This is a genomic window from Halorussus lipolyticus (assembly GCF_029338375.1).
In the GTDB taxonomy this organism is placed as follows: Archaea; Halobacteriota; Halobacteria; order Halobacteriales; family Haladaptataceae; genus Halorussus; species Halorussus lipolyticus.
Window position 1 is genome coordinate 76,611 of the sequence record NZ_CP119805.1, and the last position, 19,500, is coordinate 96,110.

The window sequence follows — 19,500 nt, forward strand, 5'->3', positions numbered from 1 at the left end:
GGTTCCGACGACGGGACCGACCGTCTTGAAAGTTGACGTGAATCGGCAAGGGAACCTTTGGGGCGCGACGACGTATTCGGGTTCCATGAACACCGCCGAGGTCCTCGTCGCGGGACTCGAACGCGAAGGCGTCGAACACGTATTCGGGCTTCCGGGCGAGGAGAACGAGGCCACGATGTTCGCACTCCGAGACTCGGACATCACCTTCGTCCCGGTGCGCCACGAACAGGGCGCGGCCTTCATGGCCGACGTGTACGGGCGACTGACCGGCGACGCGGGGGTCTGCCTCTCGACGCTCGGGCCGGGCGCGACCAACCTGCTGACCGGGGTCGCCGACGCCAACCTCGACAAGGCACCCCTCGTGGCAATCACCGGACAGGGCGGTCTCGAAAGCCTCCACGTCGAGAGCCACCAGCGACTCGACGTGGTGGACATGTTCGACCCGGTGACCAAGTGGAACACCCAAATCTCGAACCCCGGCATCGTCCACGAGTCGGTCCGGAAGGCGTTCAAGACCGCCGAGTTCGAGAAACCCGGCGCGACCCATCTGGAACTTCCGGAAGACGTGGCCGACGAGGAGTGCGAGGCCGAACCGATGGACCCCCGCCAGCGAGTCCGCAGGCCGGAACCAGACGCCCCCTCGGTCGAGACGGTCCGGGAACTCCTCGCGGACGCCGAGCGACCAATCGTCATCGCGGGCAACGGCGCGGTCCGGACCGACGCCAGCGACGACCTCCGGGCCTTCGTGGAGAGCTACGACCTCCCGGTGACAGCGACCTACATGGGCAAGGGCGCAGTCTCCGACGACGACGACCACTCCCTGCTCACGCTCGACTCGGGCGAACACGAGGAGGCCTCCGACGCCATCGAGTCGGCCGACCTCGTGATAACCGTGGGCTACGACATCGCGGAACACGACCCCGCCGACTGGAACCCCGCGGGCGAGACCACCGTGGTCCACGTGGACAGCGAACCCGCCGAGGTCTACGAGAACTACGACCCCGACGTGGAAATCGTCTCGGACATCGCGTCTGCGGTCCGGGAACTCGACGCCTGTTGCGACGAAATCGACGCCGAGTTCGAGAGCGACTGGTACGACGACCTGCGCGACCACATCCTCGCCGACGTGACTCCGGACCGCGAGGAGGGCGACCCCTTCACGGTCAAGCAAGTCCTGCCGGTCCTCCGGGACGTGATGGCCGACGACGACGTTCTCCTCTCGGACGTGGGAAGTCACAAGATGGCAATCGCTCAGAACTTCGTGACCTACGAACCCAACACCTGCATCATCTCGAACGGACTGGCCTCGATGGGCATCTCGGTCCCCGGCGGCCTCTCAGCAGACCTCGCGGTCGATTCCAACGTCGTCTCTGCGACCGGTGACGGCGGGTTCATGATGAACGCCGCGGAAATCGAGACCGCGACCCGAATCGGGTGTGGCTACACAATCCTGCTGTTCCGCGACGACGAGTACGGTCTCATCACCGAGGAGCAGGTCGAACACCGCGGCGAACACTTCGGGACCGAACTCAAGAACCCCGACTTCCAGACCTTCGCCGAGAGCTTCGGCATCGAGGCCTACCGCCCCGACGACTGGGACGAACTCGAAACCGCGCTCGCCGAGGCGGTCCCGAGCGACGAGATGTCGCTGGTCGAAGTCGTACTGGAGTAACGGACCGCCACCGACACCGACGACGCCGACCCGAACACGTTCGCCCGGATTACCATCGGTCGGGAACGGGAGGGGGTTTATATCGCCCTTTGGTCGGAACCTCCAGTTACGATGAACCCAGACACCTCCGATTCGGACAGCGCGGTGGGACGACGAACGTTTCTGAAGGGCGTGGGGGCCGCAACCCTCACAGCAGTGGGCGCAGGAACCACCCCCGCAGTGGCCCAAGACGCCGGTTCGTCCTTCGGCGGGTGGTTCGACAACGTGTCGAACTACGACGGCGTGGTCGATATGACCGGCAGGTCCGAGGTCGAAATCGAAGTCGGCGCGAAGGGCAACCAAGGCAACTTCGCGTTCGGTCCGGCCGCGGTCCGGGTGGACCCCGGAACAAAAGTCGTCTGGAAGTGGACCGGAAAAGGCGGCAGTCACAACGTCGTGAGCGAGACCGGCGCGTTCGAGAGCGAGATGGTCGGCGACGAGGGCCACACCTTCTCCCAGACCTTCGAGGAGTCGGGCATCCACAAGTACGTCTGCTCGCCCCACAAGGCGATGGGCATGAAGGGCGCTGTCGCAGTCGGGTCGAACGCCGCACCCGACGCCGAATCAGTCGAACCGGCCGGCGGCGGGTCGGGGTCCGGCGACGGGAAACTCGGCGAGTACCTCACGCTCGGGTTCGGTGGGGCGGTGGTCGCCGGACTCCTCGGACTGCCGCTGTCGGAGATGCGGCGTCGGCAGTGAGTGAACACCGCGACCGCACCGGCCACAAAACTTAGGTATCAGACGACTGCTGAGTTCTGATTTTCATCTGGTGTAAAATACTTATACGGGCGCTAAAACACCGGAGAAATTCACTTGAGTTCATCCTCTGTATAAGCAAACTTTATATACCTCGTATCTGATGTGTGAGTTGTAATGACAGACCACAGCCGGCGGCGGTTTCTGAAGGCGACCGGGACGGCGCTCAGTGGCGCGGCACTGATGAGCAGTCCGGCGGTCGCAGGCGGTAGCGAGCGGACAGACACGCGATTCCTCATCGACCTGCGCGAAATCTCGCGGAGTGAGGTCCCCGACGACGTCGAAATCGTCCACGACATCTCGGAAATCGACGTCCTCGCGGCCCGAGGAGACCCCGAGGTCGTACCCGGTTCGGCGTCCACGACGCTGGACATGGCGGTCTACCAGCACGACGAGACGCCCCAGAGCGGTCCCGTCAAGGAGCGGAATGCGAAGGCGCAGGGAAGCAACGGTCCGGCGTGGGACAGCGGCGCGCCGACTCGAACCGAACTCCAGTGGGACAAGCGCGCCCAGCGCGTCGGCGACCTGACCGAGAACCCCGGACAGGAGCGGACCGTCCAAGACACCGCGACGGGCGAGGGCAGTCGCATCGCAGTCATCGACACCGGTGTCTACGACGGCCACCCGGACCTCGCGGACGTAGTTAACGCCGAGCTTTCGGCCAACTTCACGACCGACCCCTACGACTTCCGACCCAACGGCGCGGGGAGCCACGGCACCCACGTCGCGGGCACCGTCGCCGGGACGAACGCCAACGGCGAGGGCATCCTCGGCACCGCGCCGGACACCGAAGTCCTCTCGCTTCGCGTGTTCTCCGGCATGCAGGGCGCGAGCGGTGACGTCATCGCGGCCCTCGTGGATGCCGCGACCAAGGGCTGTGACGCCGCGAATCTCAGCCTCGGGTACCCCTACCCCTACGTCTACCCCGAGAAGTACCCCTTCCTGTACGCGGTCAAGGAACTCTACCAGCGCGCGGTCGATTACGCTCGCTCCGAGGACATGGTTGTCGTCAACTCGGCGGGTAACGACTCGCTCGACATGGACGGCGAGGGCGTCCTGAGTCTGCCGACCGAGGTCGAAGGCGTCTTCGGCGTCTCTGCGACCGGGCCTATCGGCTACCTCTGGGACGACAAACAGGAGAGCCGCGAGGACAAGGCGCTGAAGAAGCTCGAAGATTCGACGGCTTCGCCGGCGTTCTACACCAACTACGGCGACGCCGTGGACGTGAGCGCGGCCGGCGGCGACGCGGACCTCGAAGCCTCGGCCGAGGGCATTCCGGGTTGGTACTACGACCTCGTTCTCTCCGCCGTCGTGGAGTACGACGACGAGGGCAACCCGGTCCCCGGATACGGCTGGAAGGCGGGAACCTCGATGGCGGCCCCGCAGGTGACTGGCGCAGTCGCGCTGGTCCGGTCGCTCCGCCCCGACGCGAGCGTCGAGGAGGTCGAGGACCTGATTCGAGAGACCGCCCGCGACGCGCCGGGCGGCGAGGAGTACCACGGCGCTGGTCACCTCGACCTGCGCCGACTGGTCAAGCGCGCTCGGTAAACTGACCGGCTAACCGCTTTTTCGCTACTCTATCGTCACGTCGTCGTCGCTCGCGTTCGCTTCCTGTACCCAGACCGTCTTCTTGTTCACGAACTCCTCGATACCGTGTTCGGCGAGTTCTCTGCCGTACCCTGAGTCCTTGACGCCGCCGAAGGGGACGCGGGGGTCGGACTTGACGAGTTGGTTGACGAACACCATCCCGGCGTCGATGCGGTGGGAGAGGCGCTCGCCGCGGTCCAAGTCCTCGGTCCAAATCGACGCCCCGAGACCGAGGTGGGTGTCGTTTGCGAGTTCGATGGCTTCCTCCTCGCTCTCGACTTCGAAGACGGCCGCGACGGGACCGAAGACCTCCTCGCAGGCGGCCACCGAGTCGCGGGGCACGTCGGTCAGGACCGTCGGCGGGTAGTAAAAGCCGTCTCTGTCGAGCGGTTCGCCGCCGAGTTCGAGGGTCGCGCCCTCCTCGACGGTCTGTTCGACCTGCTCGTGCAGGTCGTCCATCAGGTCCTCGCGGGCCTGCGGGCCGAGGTCGGTGTCATCGTCGGTCGGGTCCCCGACCGTCAACTCGTCCATCTCGGCGACGAACTTGTCGAGCCATTCGTCGTAGACGTCGGTGTGGACCACGAACCGCTTGGCCGCGATGCAGGATTGCCCGGCGTTGATGGTCCGGGCCGTCGCACCGGTTTCTGCGGCGGCGTCGAGGTCCGCGTCGGGAAGCACCACGAAGGGGTCGGAGCCACCGAGTTCGAGGACGCTCTTTTTCAGGTTCTCGCCCGCGGTCTTGGCCACGGAGCGACCGGCGCGGGCGCTCCCGGTGAGCGTGACTGCGACCACCCGGTCGTCCTCGATGACCTGCTCGGCTTGGTCCGAATGGACGATGAGCGACTGGAAGACGCCCTCGGGGTAGCCCGCTTTCTCGAAGACCTCCGCAATCGCCTCGGCGCACCCCGGCACGTTCGAGGCGTGCTTGAGGAGACCGACGTTACCCGACGTGAGGTGCGGCGCGGCGAATCTGAACACCTGCCAGAAGGGGAAGTTCCACGGCATGACCGCCAGAATCGGCCCGAGGGGTTCGTAGGAGACGTTGGCCTCGGCGTGGGCCGGACTCGGCCGACGCTCCGAATCGAGGAAGTCGCCGGCGTTCTCGGCGTAGTAGTCACAGACCCACGCGCACTTCTCGACCTCTGAGACCGCCGATTCGAGGGTCTTGCCCATCTCCTCGGTCATCAACTCGGCGTACTCCCGTTTGTTCTCACGGAGTACGTCGGCGGCGTTTTCGAGGAGTTGCTGGCGCTTGCGAATCGGCACGTCCCTCCACTCGTCGAAGGCCTCGGTGGCGCGCGAGAGGGCACGGTCTACGTCCTCGTCGGAGTCGTCCGGAATCGGTTCGAGCGAGTCGCCGGTTGCAGGGTTGAGTCGGTCCATGACGGGCACGTATGTCCGGGGGAGAGTTGTAACTTCGGGTAGATTCGCCGTGAGACGCCGGCTAATATGCCTAACTCGTCTCTAGAGAATTCTTTTGCTATATTTAAGAATTGTTTTTATTTCCCTTGGCGAGCAGGCTTGCCGTCTCCTGCACCGTCAGAGAGACGCTTCCACGGGCCGTGACCGCGGACCTCACGCCTTCCCAATCGCCTCCCTCGTTCGCTTCGCTCCTCGATGCGATTTCGGCTCTTTGGCTCTTCGACGCGATTTGCTATCACACTGAAACGGACGGAACAGTCGTTTCAAGCGAGCTAACCCGAAGTAACGACGGCTTTCGGTTCGGGGGTTTTTGTCATTCGCCGTCGTAAACGAGTCACGGAACTCCACTGGGGGTCGGGGATTACGATGAACGTCATCGAGGGGGCACGAATCAGTTGGCGCAACATCCGGGAGCACAAACTCCGCTCGACGCTGACCACGCTCGGGGTCATCATCGGCGTCGCGGCGGTCATCACCTTCGTCACGCTCGGTGCGAGTCTCCAGCAGGACATCATCTCCACCGTGGCCGGGGGTAACGCCGCGACGATGTACGTGACCGCCCAATCGCCGGGCGAGGGCCGACTCCCGTCGCTCGGGGGCGGCGGGTCGGCCGTCTTCACCCAGTACGACGTAGAGCAGATACGCACCATCGAGGGGGTCGAACTCGCCGCGCCCGAGAGCGGCATCGCGGCCGGGTCGGTGACGTTTAACAACTCGTCGGTGGGCAGGCAGTGGGTGACGGTTTCGTCGCCGGGTTACTTCCGGGTTCGCAACATCTCGTTCCTCTCCGGGAGGCCCTACCAGATGGGCGAACGCGAAATCGTGTTGAACCGGCCGGCGGCCCGGATGTTCGACCGGAACGTCTCGGTCGGCGACAACGTTTCGTTCACGCGGGCGGCCAACGGCGAAGTCCTGAACGCCACCGTCGTCGGCATCGTGGAGGCCCAAAGCGGCGGCGCTATCTCCGGACTGACGCGGGGGAGCGGCGCGCAACCGCGAATCTACGCGCCGACCCGACCCTACTACGAGCGCACCGTGTCGAGTCCGAACCTCCGGACCCGCCAGTTGGTCTACGGTCGGGTCCTCGTCAAGGCCGAGTCGCCCGGAGAGGTCGATGCCGTGCAGGGCCGGGTGTACAACTACCTCGGCGAGCGCTCGGACGCCCGCCAACTCAAGTCCCAGTCCTACCAGTTCGAGGTCACGACCCAAGACCAAATCATCGGGCAGGTCAAACAACTGACCAGCACGTTCACCGCCTACATCACCGGCATCGCGGTCATCTCGCTCATCGTCGGGTCCATCGGCATCGCCAACATCATGCTGGTCTCGGTCACGGAGCGGACCCGCGAAATCGGCATCATGAAAGCGGTCGGCGCGCAGAACCGCGACGTGCTTCAGTTGTTCCTCGTCGAGGCCGTGATGCTCGGGGTCCTCGGGTCGGCGCTCGGCGCGGTGGTCGGCATCGGGGCGGGGTACGCCGGGGCCGAGGCCATCGGTCTTCCGCTCGCCTTCCAACCGATTTGGTTCGTGGCCTCGGTCGCAGTCGGCGTGCTGGTCGGGGTCCTCGCCGGCCTCTACCCGGCGTGGGACGCGGCCCACACCGACCCCATCGACGCGTTGCGGTACGAGTGATATGACACTATCTACCGTGGTTATTTCACCCAAACACCCCGAAGACATTTCGTTCGTTTCGAACTGTTTCCGCCACAATCGAGCCTTGAACTTCGCGGCCCCGAGAGTAACGACACCGGTGCGGGCGGTCTCTCGACGTGAGAACCAGATAGCCCCCCGATAACAAAGAGGCCCCCACGACAAACGAGAGGCGAGACCGAGAGCGTCCGGTTCGGACGCGGGGAGTTCTCTATGACGGAACAGAACCTTTCACAGAATACGACGGTCCGAGAGCAGGGGTGGAAACGGGACGCCCGCTGGCTAGCGCCCGCCCTCCTCGCCGGTAGCGTGCTGTTCGTCGTGTACCTTCGCTCGCACCCCTACCCATCCTTCGGGGCGGGCCTCTATCTCCTCATCGCCGAGCGCATCTCCGAGGCGGGGTACGCTCTCCCCGAGACGATTCCCCACTACACGAAGGGCGGCGTCCCGTTCTCGTACCCACCGCTGATGTTCTACACGGTGGCCGCGATACGCGACCTGACCGGAATCGACCCCATCGCCATCTCGCGCTACCTCCCCGGCGTCGTGACCATCGCCTACCTCGTTCCGCTCTACCTGTTCGCCCGCGACCTGCTGGGGTCTCGCCCGCAGGCCGCGCTGACGAGTCTCCTCGTGGCGGTCACGCCGCCGGTCCTCCAGTGGCACATCTCGGCGGGCGGCATCGTCCGGGCACCCGCCTTCCTGTTCGCGCTGTCGGGGGTCTACGCGGGGCTTCGACTCTATCGGGACAGCGACCCCCGGTGGATAGTCGTCTCGCTCGCGCTGTTCACCCTGACGGTGCTGACCCATCCCGTCTACACCGTCTTCTTCGCGCTGACGTACTTCCTGCTGTTCGCCCAGTTCGACCGGACGCTAACGGGACTCGTCTGGGGCGCAGTCGTCGGGTTCGGCGGCCTGCTTCTGTCTGCGCCGTGGTGGACGCAGGTCATGTCCTACCACGGCATCGACGTGTTCACCGCCGCGGCGGGCACCCACGGCGGCATCGGGGGCGGCATCCCGTCGGTCTCGGCGCTCCTCGAGATTCCCCTCGAAAGCGCCTTCTTCGGCACGCTCTGGTCGCTGGTTCCCGCGCTGGGCATCGTCTACCTTCTGAAGGAGCGCCGATTCTTCCTCCCGGTCTGGTTCGTCGCGGTGACCGCCGTCATCGGGAAAGCCCGGTTCTCGCTGGTCGCCGGGTCGTTCATCACCGCGGTCTTCCTGCTGGAGTGCGTCGGCGCGTGGCTGAAAAACGAGTCGTCGGTCGGCGTGGGTCGCCGAGAGGTGGTCACGGTCGCGCTGGTCCTCATCGCCACGGTGGGTCTGGCCGGCGGCGCGATGTACGCGACTGGCGACGTGAACGCCCACGCCGGCAGTCCGTCGCTCCCGCAGTTCATCACCCACGACGACGTGGAAGCCATGGAGTGGGCCGAGGAGAACACCAAGCCCAGCGCCACCTTCGTCGTACAGGGCGACGCCGCCGAGTGGTTCCCACAGCAGGCCCACCGGACGATGCTGGTCGGCCCGTGGGGCGTCGAGTGGAAGGGCCACGAACCGTACAACCGCCAGTTGGGCCTCTTTCGGGAGGTGTCGTCGTGCAACAGCGCCCACTGCATGTCGCAGACGCTCTCGGAGGCCGGCGTGAGTCCGGACTACATCTACCTGCCGAAAGGCGAGTTCACGGTCCGCGGGATGCAGTACCAGCGCACGAGTAGACTGGCGATGTCGATGCACCTCTCGCCGCGCTACCGGACGGTTTACGAGAACGATGGGGTCATCGTCTTCGAGGTGCTTGGCGACGAGCAAGGCAAGGGACAATCGGGCGAGAAAGCCGGACACTGACGAAAGCGGAAAATCGGCGACTCAGAACAGCGGGTCTAACTCGTCCTCGTCGTCCTCGATGAGGTCGGTCGTCTTCTGGTCGCTCTCCTGTCGAATCTCGTCGATGTTGTCCTGTGCCTCGATGGCCACGTCCTGTAACTCCTTCACGCGGGGGACCTCCGAGACACCCGACAGGAGGACGACGCCTGCGACCTCCTCGGCCCCACCGACCGGGTAGTCGCCGCCCCGGACCTCCATCGAACCGGTCTGGTTCTCCAACCACTTGCGACCCTTCTCGACGCCCTTCCGGTTGAGGTACTTCGGCGGTCCGCTGGCGACCAGCAGGGAGCGCTCCGCGCTGTCGATTTCGCAGGGCAGGGTGAGTCGCCCGAGCGCGGCTTTTCTGACGAGGCTGGTGATTCGGTTGGTCGCGTGTGTCGAATCCACGTCCTCGGTCCCGTCGCTCTTGAACCGCGAGAGGAGGCCGCCCGAAGGGTTGTCTACCTCCTCGGCGGCGTAGCCCACGGTCGAGACCCCGCCGGTGTCGAGGGTGTTGATGATTTCGCTGGAGTCCACCACGCTCTCGCCGACTGCATCGCCCTGCCCGACTTCGCCCGCGCCGAACAGGATGCCGAACCGCCGGACGATTTCTTCGTTGATGCGGTCGTAGCCAGCGCCGACGCTCTCGCCCGATTCGCGCCACGCGTCGTTGTCGAAGACCAGTAGGTTGTCAACCTCGCGGGTGAACGTCTGGAAAGACCGTGCGGCGTTCAGCGTGTAGATGCCGCCCTCGTCTCTGCCCGGCAGGATGCCCAGTCCGTAGACCGGTTCGGTGTAGATTCGCTTGAGGTACTTGGCGAGGACCGGCGCGCCGCCCGAACCTGTCCCACCGCCCATTCCGGCGACGATGAGGAAGGCGTCGATGTCGTGAATCGGCACGTTATCGACTGCGCCCTGAATCTCGTCGATGTCCTCCTCGGCGATTTCCGCGCCGAGTTCGTTGTCCGCGCCGACGCCGTGACCCTTGACTCGGGACTGGCCGATGAGGACTTGGTTGTCGTCGGGCACGTACTCCAAGCCCCTCAGGTCGGCCTTCGCGGTGTTGACCGCGACTGCCGAGCGCACGGCCTGACTGCCGGTGCGCTGGTCGTACTCGATGAACTTGTCCACGATTTTACCGCCGGCTTGGCCGAAGCCGACCATCGCCAACTTCACGGCGACACCCCCTCTGCGGCGTTCAATCGGTGCCTGTCGTCTGGGTCGGCGGCACCTGTAACTTCGAAACTATCCCCGTACTGATTGATACACATTCCGTAGCCCCCGCGGGGGTAGACCACGGGAATCGGTATAAATCCTCAGCACGGTTTTGTCTCGCAGGCGATAGCTCGCTCGGTCAGGTGGGGCGTAACTCGCCCGGCCTCGCGTCGAGTCGTCGGGCAGTCGGGTCGCGTCCGGCGTGGTTCCAGCAGGCGGTCGAAAACAAGACGACGAGTCGGTCCTGACTGGCCGACTACGCCGAGGCCGAAACCTTCTCGCCGACCGACTCCACAATCGCGTCCACGTCGTAGTCGTCGCTCTCCTTGTCGAAGACCTGTTCGCCGTCCGCTCGTACCTTGAACACGCCGCTGTCGCCCGTCACCAGTGCCACCGAATCCAGTCGCTCGCCGTACTCGCTGAGAAGGGCGTGCTGTAGGTCCTGTGCCCGGTCGAGCATCCCGCAGGGGACGCAGTACTCGATTTCCACGTCTGTCATGTCCAACTCGGCGGTACGGCACGGAAGAACTTAAAAGCGGATGCGGGGGCAAAGCCGGCCGTCGTCGCCGAAAGAAATGGATAGGGAAATCTACTCAATTGCTAAAAATAACTCTATACGTGTTTAGGAATCGTAAAATCACTCCTGCTGTCGAGGACACCCCTACACCCTCACTCGTCGGCAAGTCGGTAGGTGTCCACCTCGCCGCCGGTGTCGGTGTCCCGGTCGCTCGCGGTTTCGACCGCATCGCGGGCCAGTTCTTCGGCGTCGTCCAGACCGATTCCGTCCTCGCGGCTCTCCAGCACGCCGAGGACGACCTGCGCGCCGGACCCGAAAACCACCACGTCGTCGGTCAGGACGCTCCCGTCGCTTCCGATGCCCCGGATGCCTGCCGCGCCGTCATCGCGCCCGGCGACGATGGCCTCGACGCCTTCGTCGTCAGCGAGGTCGCTGGCCACGTTTGCGAGGAGCGTGAGGCCCATCGGTTCGTCGTCCTCGACTTCGTGGGCCTCGACCTCGGATTCGAGTCGCCGGTGGAACTCGTCTACGCCGCCCGAGTCGCCGACCGCGGCCGCACCGGCCTCGCCGAGGTCGAAGACGTGGCGCTTGTCCTCGCTCCGGACGGTGCCGTCCGCCACGAGGAGCCTGTCGCCCGCGAGGACCGCGCCCTCCTCGGTCCGAACGCCCACGATTGTTGCCATGTCTCGGGATACGACGGCCGCGGGGAAGTGCGTTGTTGCCGACCGAGAATCGAGGGCGTTTCGATTGCTGAAATCGAGTAGAAGCTAGCGTCAGGCGTGAGCAAAGCCGTCTCCCGCACAGCACCGCTACCGCGAACCTCACGCCTCCCCAACCTCCTCTCTCACTTCGTTCGGTCGTCCCTCGCGCGCGCAGAACCGCGCGCGCCGGGAGAAGAATATGCTCCCGAGCGCACCCAAACCAAACAGGTGTCTGTGCGTTCTGCTCGCCGTCTTGCCTACCGCTAACCTACCACTCATTAGCCCGGCGTCCGACTGCTGGGGCATGAACGTAGACACCGAGCGACTCCGCGGCGACATCGAGGAGAACGCCGAGTTCGGTCGCATCTCCACTGACGAGGGCCGAGGCCGGACCGTCCTGACCGGCACCGAACCCAACCGCGAGGCCCGCGAGTACCTCGTCCAGCGCCTCGAAGACGCTGGTCTCGGCGTGCGAATCGACGCCGTGGGCAACATCGCGGGCCGGTGGACTCCCGAGAGCGCGGACCCCGAGGCCGCCCCCGTCACAGCCGGGAGCCACCTCGACTCGGTGCCCGAGGGCGGCATCTTCGACGGCCCGCTCGGGGTCTACGCGGCGCTCGAAGCGGTCCGGGCGATGCAGGACGCCGGGGTCGAACCAGACCGCCCCGTCGAAGTCGTCTCGTTCACCGAGGAGGAGGGCCAGCGATTTGCCTCCGGCCTCCTCGGGTCCTCGGTCGCGGTCGGCGAGCGCACCGTCGAAGAAGCCCTCGCGCTCGAAGCCGAGGGGCCGGAGGGCGACACCGTGACCCTCGAATCCGCGCTCGAAGGCATCGGCTTCCGGGGCGAGGGCCTCCTCGACGCCGGCGAGTGGGACAGTTGGCTCGAACTCCACGTGGAGCAGAGCGAGCGATTGGAGGACGCGGACGTTCCGGTCGGCGTCGTCACCGCCATTACTGGCATCACCCACTGCGAGGCCACGGTCCGCGGCGAGGCCGACCACGCCGGCGCGACCCCGATGGGCGACCGGACCGACGCGCTCACAGCGGCCAGCGAGTTCGTCCTCGACGTGGAGCGCGCCGCGAACGAAGTCGTCGAGGAGTCGAGCGACACCGCGGTCGGCACCGTGGGAAGCCTCGACGTGCGACCCAACGCGACCAACGTCGTCCCCGGTGCGGTCGAGATGGGCGTCGATATTCGGGACGTGGACCGCGAGTCGATGGAGACCATCGCCTCCCGCGCCCGAGACAGTCTCGCTCGCCTCGAACGAGAGCGCGGCGTCTCGACCGACTTTTCCCGGCCCTTCGACCTCGAACCCACGCCGATGAGCGACCGAGTGCGCCAGTCAGCCCACGACGCGGGCGAGGACGCCGGCATCGAGACCATGGACCTCCACTCGGGCGCGGCCCACGACACGATGCACGTCGCCGAAAAGACCGACGCCGGCCTGCTGTTTGCACCCTCCAGAGACGGCATCTCGCACAATCCCAAGGAGTGGACCGACTGGGACGACTGTGCCACCGCGACTCGGGTACTGGCCGGCGCGCTGGCGAACTTGGCAGGAGCCGCGACCTGAACGGGTTTCTCTGTAAGTCTAACTTAACCGGGGTTTCGACCGGTCGTAACCGGCGTATCCGGGCGTTACGAACAAAAACGGTCGCTTTCGTTTATTCGCCGGGAAACCGAGCCTTTGCCCGGAGAATGACACGAAACGCGACGCTCGGAGCGATAGTTTTCGCCGTACTGCTGGTTACGACCGGACTCTCGGGCGCGGTCGGCCCGTCGCCCGCGGGAAGTAGCGGGTCCGCTTCCCCCGCCCCGCTCGCCCAAGAGACCACGACGCAGGGCAACGAGACCGCAAACGAGTCGGCGTCGGTCACGTTCAACGACCAATCGCTGGAGGACTCGTCGGTGGTCGTCAGTGAGGCTAACCTCTCGGAAGGGGGCTACGTCGTCGTCTTCGCCCAGAACGGCACGGCGCTCGGGAACTCGTCGTACCTCGAACCGGGGAGCTACGAGAACCTGACGGTGAACCTGACGACCTCGCTGAGTCGGTCGCAGGTCCTCATCGCCACGCCGCACCTCGACACCAACGACAACCGGACGTTCGACTTCAACGCCACGCAGGCGATGGAAGCGGGCAGGGAGAACGCCACCGACCGGCCGTACTTGCAGGCCACCGGTCTCCCGGTCAACTCGGTCGCGTTCGTCACTGTCGGCGACAGCGCCGGTCGGAACGAGACGACCACGGCGAGTCGCGTCGCGCCGACCGCGTAATTCAGCACAATTAACTTTTCGACGCGCGAGGAGAAGTCATGGAGCTACTACCCGACGAGACCCGGCGATTCGTCAGCGCGCTGGTTCCGGACCGCGACGACACCCTCCGGGAGATGGAGGCCCACGGCGAGGACATCGGCTTTCCCACGGTCGGCCCGGAGGTCGGGGCCTTCCTGCGACTCTCGGCCCGGATGGTCGGTGCGGAGCGAATCTTCGAGTTCGGGTCGGGATTCGGCTACTCGGCCTACTGGTTCGCCGAGGCCCTGCCCGACGACGGCGAAATCGTGCTGACCGAGTACGACGCCGACGAACTCGACCAAGCCCGCGAGTATCTCACAGAGGGAGGCTACGCCGACCGCGCCGTTTTCGAGGAGGGCGACGCGCTCGAAACCGTCGAGCGCCACGAGGGTCCATTCGACGTGGTGCTGGTGGACTGCCACAAATCGGGCTACCCCGATGCCTTCGACGCGGTGCGCGAGAAAGTCGCCGAGGGCGGGGTCGTCATCGCGGACAACGCGATGCAGAGCGGCGCGCAGGATTTCGCGACGATTCTGGAGATTCTGGAGGGTAGCGACCCCGAATCGGTGGACGACGACACCCGCGGCATCGCCGACTACCTCCAGAGGGTCCGGGACGACCCCGATTTCGAGACGGCGGCGATTCCGCTCGGGCAGGGCATCGCGGTCAGCTTTCGGAAGTAATCGACAGCGAGTGAATACACTTCTAATTCGGTCTCTACAACTTCCAATCCATTCTTAAGAAACTTCGTAGCTTGCTCGTTGTTCCGACGGCCGCCGAGGAGGTCAGCAGACGTGGCCGCCGCCGTCAACCCAAATCGTCTCGCCGGTCACGTAGGACGCCTCGTCGCTCGCCAGAAAGAGGTACGCGCCCGCCAACTCCGCGGGTTCGGCGGCCCGGAGCGGGAGGTTCGGCGTCTCGCCCTCTGGTGCCATCTCGTCGGCCTCGTCGGACCACCCCTCCCGAATCTCGGTGGCGACCGGGCCGGGGGCGACGGCGTTGACCCGAACCCCCTCCTGCGCGAGTTCGAGCGCCGCGCTCCGGGTTATCATCCGAATCGCGCCCTTGGTCGCGGCGTAGTGGGAGTGGTCCCACGCCGCCCGGCCCTGCGTGTCGGAGGAGGTGTTGATGACGACGCCGGGATTGCCCCGGTCCAGCATGTCCTCGGCGGCGATTTGGGTCCCGAAGAAGGTGCCCCGAGCGTTGACCGCCTGCACCTCGTCGTACTCGTCGGGCGTCACGTCCAGAAACCGGCGCTTGGTGTAGACCCCGGCGTTGTTCACCATCACGTCCACGCCGCCGAACTCGCGGGCCGCCTCGATGACGGCGCGAATCTGGTCCGGGTCGGCCACGTCGGTTTCGGCGTACTCGGCGTTTCCGCCCTCCTCGCGGATTTTCTCGTGGGTCGGTGCAGACTCGCTCTCGGCTTTCGGGTCCTCGCGCACGTCGGCGTTGACGACTGTCGCACCCGCGTCTCCGAAGGCGAGCGCGACTGCGCGACCGATGCCGGCGCTCGCGCCGGTGACGATAACTGTCGAGTCGGAGAAGTCGGGGTTCAGACTGGCCATGCCCGAACGAGGGTCGCCGGTCGGTTGTAGGTTCCGGCGACGAGCGACCGGCGGGCTACATCAACCAGTCCACGACCCACGCGACGACGCCGAGCGCGATGAGGCCGATGCCGATGGCCGAGGTTGCTGGCTCAGGGAACAGGAACAGCGCGACCCCGACCACGAGGAGCGTCCCGATGAGTCCGACGTCCCACCAGCTACCGTCGGAGTCGTCCGCTCCGGTCTCGTTCGCGGTGTCGTAGTCAGCTCCGGTCTCGGCGCGGTCCTCCTCGGCGGTGGCGTCGGCGGCGTCTCCCGCGGGCCAGATGCCCCATCCTGAGGGGGACAGCGAGCCGCCGACGCTCGACGGGAAGAACGAGTCGCCCATCTCGTCGCCGGTGTACTTCTCGCGGGCCTCCTCGTCCCCGTGAACGTCCTTGTACGTGCTGTCGTACTCGTCGTCGGTGTAGGGGTTGTCGCTCACGCAGATTACAAGGGTTCTCAGTCGGTTATGGGCTGTGGCCACTTCGGATTCCTATTTCGCGCGCGCAGAACTGCGTGCGGGAAATACGCCCAAGCGCGCCTACCGCCGACTGCCGGGTTGGGGGTCCACGTGGGGTTTGGCCATCAGGTCCTCGAATCGCCGGTCGTCCAGCCATTCGAGGAGCATCGCCAACTGGTCGCTCGCGGCGTCGAACAGTCGTGCGCCCTTCTCCGGGGTGGCGTCGGTCTGGTCGCCCAGCACGCCGTTGTCGGTGTTGTCGATGGAGTCGTAGAAGTTGCGCGCGCCGTGGACCGTGGCCTCGTCGCTGTCGGCCCAGTTTACGAGGCCCTCGTCGCGGGCCTCCTCCAACTTGTCGGTCCGCACGTTTTCGGGGTCCAAGTGCATCATCATCGCGGTCTCTTTCGGCCCGCCGTGGGGACCGTTGACCTCGAACAGGTCGTCAACGAGGTCCGGGATGGACTCGTCCCACATCCACTCGACGGCGTAGGCCACTCGGTCCTCGCGAAGGCGTCTGCCGACCTCTCGGAGGTGGGTCTGGTTGCCGCCGTGGGCGTTGACGAAGACGATGCGGTCGATGCCGTGGTACGAGAGGTTGCGGGAGAAGCTCTCGACGTAATCGCGGAACTCGGGCGGGTCGGCCCACATCGTGCCGTGGAACTGCTTGTGGTGGACGCTGACGCCGACGTTCACGGTCGGCGTGCAGAGGAACCCGGTTCTGTCTGCGGCCTCGCGGGCCACTCCCTCTGCGATTTTGTGGTCGGTCGAGAGCGGGAGGTGGGGTCCGTGCTGTTCGGTCGAACCGAGGGGGACGACTGCCACGGACTCCTCGGCCACGTAATCACCCAGTTCCGGCCACGTCTGGTCGGCGAGGTACATACCGGTAGGCCGGGGGCGAGCGAGTAAAGTTCTTCCCCGCGCCGACCGGGGCCCTCTCGGGGCGGTTACCTCGACGTAACCTCGTTTCACCGGGGTTAGCAAACGTATAATTACGTCCCGGCCTACGTTCGGAACACATGACTGACTGTCTCGACGCCGACGCCCCGCCGAGCGCGAAACTGGTCGTAAAGGTCCTCGAATACAGCGACGACGCCCTGACTCAGCAGGAAATCAGCGACCGGACCCGACTCTCGCCCCGCACGGTCCGGAGTTCCATCAAGCGCCTCAAAGAACAGGACGTCATCGAGGAGCGCGTCTACATCCCGGACGCCCGCAAGCAACTCTACACGCTCAGCGACTCGGTGCAGGAATGTCTGCAGGCCGGCGAGGCCGCGGCCGAGAGCGCCGAAGCGGTCTGATTCTTCGAAACGTCTTCCTTTCTCCCGCGAGTCGGCCACGCCGTGACCGAGTACGACAAACTCGTTCGCGACGAGATTCCCGAAAGTATCCGCCAGAGCGACGAAACGCCCGTGACCCACGTCGCCGAGGACTTCAACGCCGACCGACTCGAAACGCTCCGCGAGGAGAAAGCCGACGAGCGCGGTGGCTTCGCGGACCGAATCGTCTTGGAGCGCGTGAAGTAGTCTTCTCGGGGCGCACCCCCACCGGCCGTTAATTCAAGAAGCTAGGCTAGAAATATTAGTTTCCTAACCAGAAATGATTGGGTGTCGCCCATGACCCGAGACGATACGACCATCGACCGACGTTCGCTCTTGAAAAAGACCGCGGTGGCGGGCGTGACCACCGGACTCGCCGCCGGAAGCGCTTCGGCGACCGGCGGGGACCGACCGTCCCGCGCCATCGAGCGCGACGAGGCCGCGCGACTGGTGGAATCGTACGGTAGCGACCTGCTGGCGTTGCTCGCCGACGAGAACGTCCTCGACGCCGGGGACGTGACCGAACTGGCGACCGGTCGTCCGGCGTCGCCCGACGCCCCGCTTCGCGGCGACGAGGGGGCCGCGCTCGTGGACTCCGGCGTCAACCCCGCACGACTCGTCGTCGTGACGCAGGTCACCGACGGGACGCTCAGACTCTCGGTCGAACCCGAGACCGGTAAGTCGTACGCGCTCCTCGACGACGGCCGGTCCGTTACCGTCTTCAACCCCGAAGTCGGGACGCTGGACGAGGACGCGACCACGCAGACCGACCACTGCACTCAGCAAATCTGCCCGACCGACGACGGGGCGTGTTATGCGTCGAGTTCCGTAACCTACGACGGCGACCGGGTTGCGACGCAGGCGTCGTGTTGCTCGTACTACAAGTGTACCGACCCGTAGCGCACCTGCCACCTCAAAAACATTTTTATTTCTTTAGAAAACGAAATTCGTTTTCCGAAGTGGCTACGCGATTGTCTTCCTCAATCGTCCGCCGAGGGATACTCCCGCTCTAAGTCCACGTCGGCCAGCAGGTCGTCGTCGGTCCGGTGGGTCCCGACCGGAGGACGATTCACCTCGGCGGCGGGCGACCCCTCCACGTCGGTCTGGTCGTCGATTTCGCTCATCTCGCCGTCGGCGTCTCTGGCGTCTTGGTCGATTCGCATCGAGCAGAACTCGACGCCGCACATCGAGCAGAATCTGGCCTCCTTGTAGTTGTCGCCGGGGAGCGTTTGGTCGTGGTACTCCTGCGCACGCTCGGGGTCCAGCGCGAGGTCGAACTGTCGCCGCCAGTCGAACTCGTAGCGGGCCTCCGACAGCGCGTCGTCCCAGTCGCGGGCACCCTCTCGACCGTTCGCCACGTCGCCGGCGTGGGCCGCGATGCGGTAGGCCGCCAGTCCGTCGCGCACGTCCTCGGCGTCCGGCAGTCCGAGGTGTTCTTTCGGCGTGACGTAGCAGAGCATCGCCGCGCCCGCTCTGGCCGCTTCGGTCGCGCCGATGGCGCTGGTGATGTGGTCGTAGCCCGGTGCCACGTCGGTCACGAGCGGTCCGAGGACGTAGAAGGGCGCGCCGTCGCAGACCTCCTGCTGGCGCTCGACCTGTCCCGCGATTTGGTCCATCGGGACGTGGCCCGGCCCCTCGACCATGACCTGCACGCCGTGGTCCCACGCGGTCCGGGTCAACTCGCCGAGGGTGTCCAACTCGGCGAACTGGGCGTCGTCGCCCGCGTCGGCGAGGCATCCGGGCCGGAGGCCGTCGCCCAGACTGAAGGTCACGTCGTACTCGGCGAAGATTTCGCAAATCTCCTCGAACTTGGTGTAGAGGGGGTTCTGCATCCCGTTCTCCTCCATCCACTGGGCGAGGATGGACCCGCCGCGCGAGACGATGCCGGTCTTGCGGCCGTCGGTCAGCGGCAGGTGTTCCATCAGCACCCCGGCGTGGATGGTCTGGTAGTCCACGCCCTGCTCGGCCTGCTTCTCGATGACCTCCAGCAGGAGTTCGTGGGTGATGTCCGCCGGACTCTCGACATGCTTGACGGCCTCGTAGATGGGGACCGTGCCGAGGGGGACCGGCGAGTGTTCGACGTTCGCCTCTCGAATCCGGTCCAAGTCCCCGCCGGTGCTGAGGTCCATCACGGTGTCCGCGCCGTAGTGGACCGCCGAGTGGAGTTTTTCGAGTTCCTCCTCGACGCCGCTGGCGTCCTCGCTGTTGCCGATGTTGGCGTTGACCTTGGTGGCGAACTCCCGCCCGATAATCATCGGGTCGAGGCTATCGTGTTCGACGTTCGCCGGAATCACGGCCTGTCCGTCGGCGACCTGCCGGCGGACGAACTCGGCGTCTACCTGCTCGCGCTCGGCGACCCGTTCCATTGCGTCGGTGACCTGCCCGTCACGGGCGGCCTGTAACTGCGTCGGCATCGTACCACTAGGT

The 19,500-nt window shown here is 65.6% G+C and carries 19 protein-coding genes; 11 read left to right on the top strand and 8 right to left on the bottom strand.

Annotation, left to right across the window (positions count from 1 at the left end):
- Positions 1-85: 85 nt before the first annotated feature.
- The 3 genes from P2T57_RS17415 (at position 86) to P2T57_RS17425 (ending at position 4,015) form a co-directional block, all read left to right on the top strand.
- A complete protein-coding gene (locus P2T57_RS17415) occupies positions 86-1,672 on the top strand; it encodes an acetolactate synthase large subunit (RefSeq protein ID WP_276302401.1) in 1,587 nt (528 codons plus the stop codon).
- 111 nt (positions 1,673-1,783) lie between these two features.
- On the top strand, positions 1,784-2,410 hold the full coding sequence (locus tag P2T57_RS17420; protein WP_420028558.1) for a halocyanin domain-containing protein: 627 nt from the start codon (positions 1,784-1,786) through the stop codon (positions 2,408-2,410).
- 174 nt (positions 2,411-2,584) lie between these two features.
- Positions 2,585-4,015, top strand: a complete 1,431-nt coding sequence (locus tag P2T57_RS17425) for a S8 family peptidase (RefSeq protein ID WP_276302402.1) — start codon at positions 2,585-2,587, stop codon at positions 4,013-4,015.
- 24 nt (positions 4,016-4,039) lie between these two features.
- Here P2T57_RS17425 and P2T57_RS17430 read toward each other — a convergent pair whose 3' ends face one another.
- Positions 4,040-5,437, bottom strand: coding sequence for an NAD-dependent succinate-semialdehyde dehydrogenase (locus P2T57_RS17430; RefSeq protein WP_276302403.1), 1,398 nt, complete (start codon positions 5,435-5,437; stop codon positions 4,040-4,042).
- Positions 5,438-5,842: 405 nt separating this feature from the next.
- Between P2T57_RS17430 and P2T57_RS17435 the strand changes: the two genes are divergently transcribed.
- Together P2T57_RS17435 and P2T57_RS17440 are read left to right on the top strand one after the other, a co-directional pair.
- Positions 5,843-7,108 carry an ABC transporter permease gene (locus tag P2T57_RS17435; RefSeq protein WP_276302404.1) on the top strand — a complete coding sequence of 422 codons (1,266 nt, stop codon included), beginning with the start codon at positions 5,843-5,845 and terminating at the stop codon, positions 7,106-7,108.
- 231 nt (positions 7,109-7,339) lie between these two features.
- Positions 7,340-8,965 (top strand): ArnT family glycosyltransferase, encoded by a 1,626-nt coding sequence (locus P2T57_RS17440; protein WP_276302405.1) that lies wholly within the window; start codon positions 7,340-7,342, stop codon positions 8,963-8,965.
- Between the two features lie 21 nt (positions 8,966-8,986).
- Here the strand turns inward: P2T57_RS17440 and P2T57_RS17445 are convergent, their stop codons facing one another.
- The 3 genes from P2T57_RS17445 to P2T57_RS17455 all read right to left on the bottom strand — a co-directional run bounded on the left by P2T57_RS17445 (position 8,987) and on the right by P2T57_RS17455 (position 11,398).
- Positions 8,987-10,147 (bottom strand): tubulin/FtsZ family protein, encoded by a 1,161-nt coding sequence (locus tag P2T57_RS17445; RefSeq protein ID WP_276302527.1) that lies wholly within the window; start codon positions 10,145-10,147, stop codon positions 8,987-8,989.
- Between the two features lie 307 nt (positions 10,148-10,454).
- Positions 10,455-10,697 carry an Rdx family protein gene (locus P2T57_RS17450; protein ID WP_276302406.1) on the bottom strand — a complete coding sequence of 81 codons (243 nt, stop codon included), beginning with the start codon at positions 10,695-10,697 and terminating at the stop codon, positions 10,455-10,457.
- A 170-nt stretch (positions 10,698-10,867) separates the two neighbouring features.
- The gene (locus P2T57_RS17455; protein WP_276302407.1) at positions 10,868-11,398 is read right to left on the bottom strand and encodes a 20S proteasome subunit A/B; all 531 of its coding nucleotides are present in this window, start codon (positions 11,396-11,398) and stop codon (positions 10,868-10,870) included.
- Between the two features lie 322 nt (positions 11,399-11,720).
- On the opposite strand from P2T57_RS17455, the gene P2T57_RS17460 reads away from it, so the two are divergent.
- The 3 genes from P2T57_RS17460 to P2T57_RS17470 all read left to right on the top strand — a co-directional run bounded on the left by P2T57_RS17460 (position 11,721) and on the right by P2T57_RS17470 (position 14,391).
- Entirely contained in the window at positions 11,721-12,989 is a 1,269-nt protein-coding gene (locus P2T57_RS17460; protein WP_276302408.1) for a M20 family metallo-hydrolase, read from the top strand.
- A 125-nt stretch (positions 12,990-13,114) separates the two neighbouring features.
- Complete coding sequence (locus tag P2T57_RS17465; protein ID WP_276302409.1) at positions 13,115-13,690, top strand: DUF7282 domain-containing protein; 576 nt, start codon at positions 13,115-13,117, stop codon at positions 13,688-13,690.
- A gap of 38 nt (positions 13,691-13,728) precedes the next feature.
- Positions 13,729-14,391, top strand: a complete 663-nt coding sequence (locus tag P2T57_RS17470; RefSeq protein ID WP_276302410.1) for an O-methyltransferase — start codon at positions 13,729-13,731, stop codon at positions 14,389-14,391.
- 102 nt (positions 14,392-14,493) lie between these two features.
- On the opposite strand, the gene P2T57_RS17475 is transcribed toward P2T57_RS17470, so the two are convergent.
- The 3 genes from P2T57_RS17475 to P2T57_RS17485 form a co-directional block, all read right to left on the bottom strand.
- Positions 14,494-15,276, bottom strand: coding sequence for an SDR family NAD(P)-dependent oxidoreductase (locus tag P2T57_RS17475; protein WP_276302411.1), 783 nt, complete (start codon positions 15,274-15,276; stop codon positions 14,494-14,496).
- A 55-nt stretch (positions 15,277-15,331) separates the two neighbouring features.
- The gene (locus P2T57_RS17480; RefSeq protein WP_276302412.1) at positions 15,332-15,739 is read right to left on the bottom strand and encodes a DMT family transporter; all 408 of its coding nucleotides are present in this window, start codon (positions 15,737-15,739) and stop codon (positions 15,332-15,334) included.
- A 99-nt stretch (positions 15,740-15,838) separates the two neighbouring features.
- Complete coding sequence (locus P2T57_RS17485; RefSeq protein ID WP_276302413.1) at positions 15,839-16,636, bottom strand: creatininase family protein; 798 nt, start codon at positions 16,634-16,636, stop codon at positions 15,839-15,841.
- Positions 16,637-16,773: 137 nt separating this feature from the next.
- On the opposite strand from P2T57_RS17485, the gene P2T57_RS17490 reads away from it, so the two are divergent.
- From P2T57_RS17490 to P2T57_RS17500, 3 genes are all read left to right on the top strand, one after another.
- A complete protein-coding gene (locus P2T57_RS17490; RefSeq protein WP_276302414.1) occupies positions 16,774-17,055 on the top strand; it encodes a winged helix-turn-helix transcriptional regulator in 282 nt (93 codons plus the stop codon).
- A gap of 42 nt (positions 17,056-17,097) precedes the next feature.
- Entirely contained in the window at positions 17,098-17,280 is a 183-nt protein-coding gene (locus P2T57_RS17495; protein ID WP_276302415.1) for a nucleoside triphosphate pyrophosphohydrolase family protein, read from the top strand.
- Positions 17,281-17,370: 90 nt separating this feature from the next.
- A complete protein-coding gene (locus P2T57_RS17500; protein WP_276302416.1) occupies positions 17,371-17,973 on the top strand; it encodes a hypothetical protein in 603 nt (200 codons plus the stop codon).
- Positions 17,974-18,053: 80 nt separating this feature from the next.
- Here P2T57_RS17500 and thiC read toward each other — a convergent pair whose 3' ends face one another.
- Positions 18,054-19,487, bottom strand: a complete 1,434-nt coding sequence (gene thiC, locus P2T57_RS17505; RefSeq protein ID WP_276302417.1) for a phosphomethylpyrimidine synthase ThiC — start codon at positions 19,485-19,487, stop codon at positions 18,054-18,056.
- Positions 19,488-19,500 lie beyond the last annotated feature (13 nt).

What these genes read in the sequence shown, in the direction of transcription:
- P2T57_RS17420 (WP_420028558.1), top strand. Translation starts at nt 1,784, where the DNA reads ATGAACCCAGACACCTCCGATTCGGACAGCGCGGTGGGACGACGAACG.
- P2T57_RS17425 (WP_276302402.1), top strand. Translation starts at nt 2,585, where the DNA reads ATGACAGACCACAGCCGGCGGCGGTTTCTGAAGGCGACCGGGACGGCG.
- P2T57_RS17445 (WP_276302527.1), bottom strand. Translation starts at nt 10,147, where the DNA reads ATGGTCGGCTTCGGCCAAGCCGGCGGTAAAATCGTGGACAAGTTCATC.
- P2T57_RS17455 (WP_276302407.1), bottom strand. Translation starts at nt 11,398, where the DNA reads ATGGCAACAATCGTGGGCGTTCGGACCGAGGAGGGCGCGGTCCTCGCG.
- P2T57_RS17440 (WP_276302405.1), top strand. Translation starts at nt 7,340, where the DNA reads ATGACGGAACAGAACCTTTCACAGAATACGACGGTCCGAGAGCAGGGG.
- P2T57_RS17430 (WP_276302403.1), bottom strand. Translation starts at nt 5,437, where the DNA reads ATGGACCGACTCAACCCTGCAACCGGCGACTCGCTCGAACCGATTCCG.
- P2T57_RS17500 (WP_276302416.1), top strand. Translation starts at nt 17,371, where the DNA reads ATGACCCGAGACGATACGACCATCGACCGACGTTCGCTCTTGAAAAAG.
- P2T57_RS17490 (WP_276302414.1), top strand. Translation starts at nt 16,774, where the DNA reads ATGACTGACTGTCTCGACGCCGACGCCCCGCCGAGCGCGAAACTGGTC.
- P2T57_RS17470 (WP_276302410.1), top strand. Translation starts at nt 13,729, where the DNA reads ATGGAGCTACTACCCGACGAGACCCGGCGATTCGTCAGCGCGCTGGTT.
- P2T57_RS17485 (WP_276302413.1), bottom strand. Translation starts at nt 16,636, where the DNA reads ATGTACCTCGCCGACCAGACGTGGCCGGAACTGGGTGATTACGTGGCC.
- P2T57_RS17435 (WP_276302404.1), top strand. Translation starts at nt 5,843, where the DNA reads ATGAACGTCATCGAGGGGGCACGAATCAGTTGGCGCAACATCCGGGAG.
- P2T57_RS17460 (WP_276302408.1), top strand. Translation starts at nt 11,721, where the DNA reads ATGAACGTAGACACCGAGCGACTCCGCGGCGACATCGAGGAGAACGCC.
- P2T57_RS17450 (WP_276302406.1), bottom strand. Translation starts at nt 10,697, where the DNA reads ATGACAGACGTGGAAATCGAGTACTGCGTCCCCTGCGGGATGCTCGAC.
- P2T57_RS17465 (WP_276302409.1), top strand. Translation starts at nt 13,115, where the DNA reads ATGACACGAAACGCGACGCTCGGAGCGATAGTTTTCGCCGTACTGCTG.
- P2T57_RS17415 (WP_276302401.1), top strand. Translation starts at nt 86, where the DNA reads ATGAACACCGCCGAGGTCCTCGTCGCGGGACTCGAACGCGAAGGCGTC.
- thiC (WP_276302417.1), bottom strand. Translation starts at nt 19,487, where the DNA reads ATGCCGACGCAGTTACAGGCCGCCCGTGACGGGCAGGTCACCGACGCA.
- P2T57_RS17475 (WP_276302411.1), bottom strand. Translation starts at nt 15,276, where the DNA reads ATGGCCAGTCTGAACCCCGACTTCTCCGACTCGACAGTTATCGTCACC.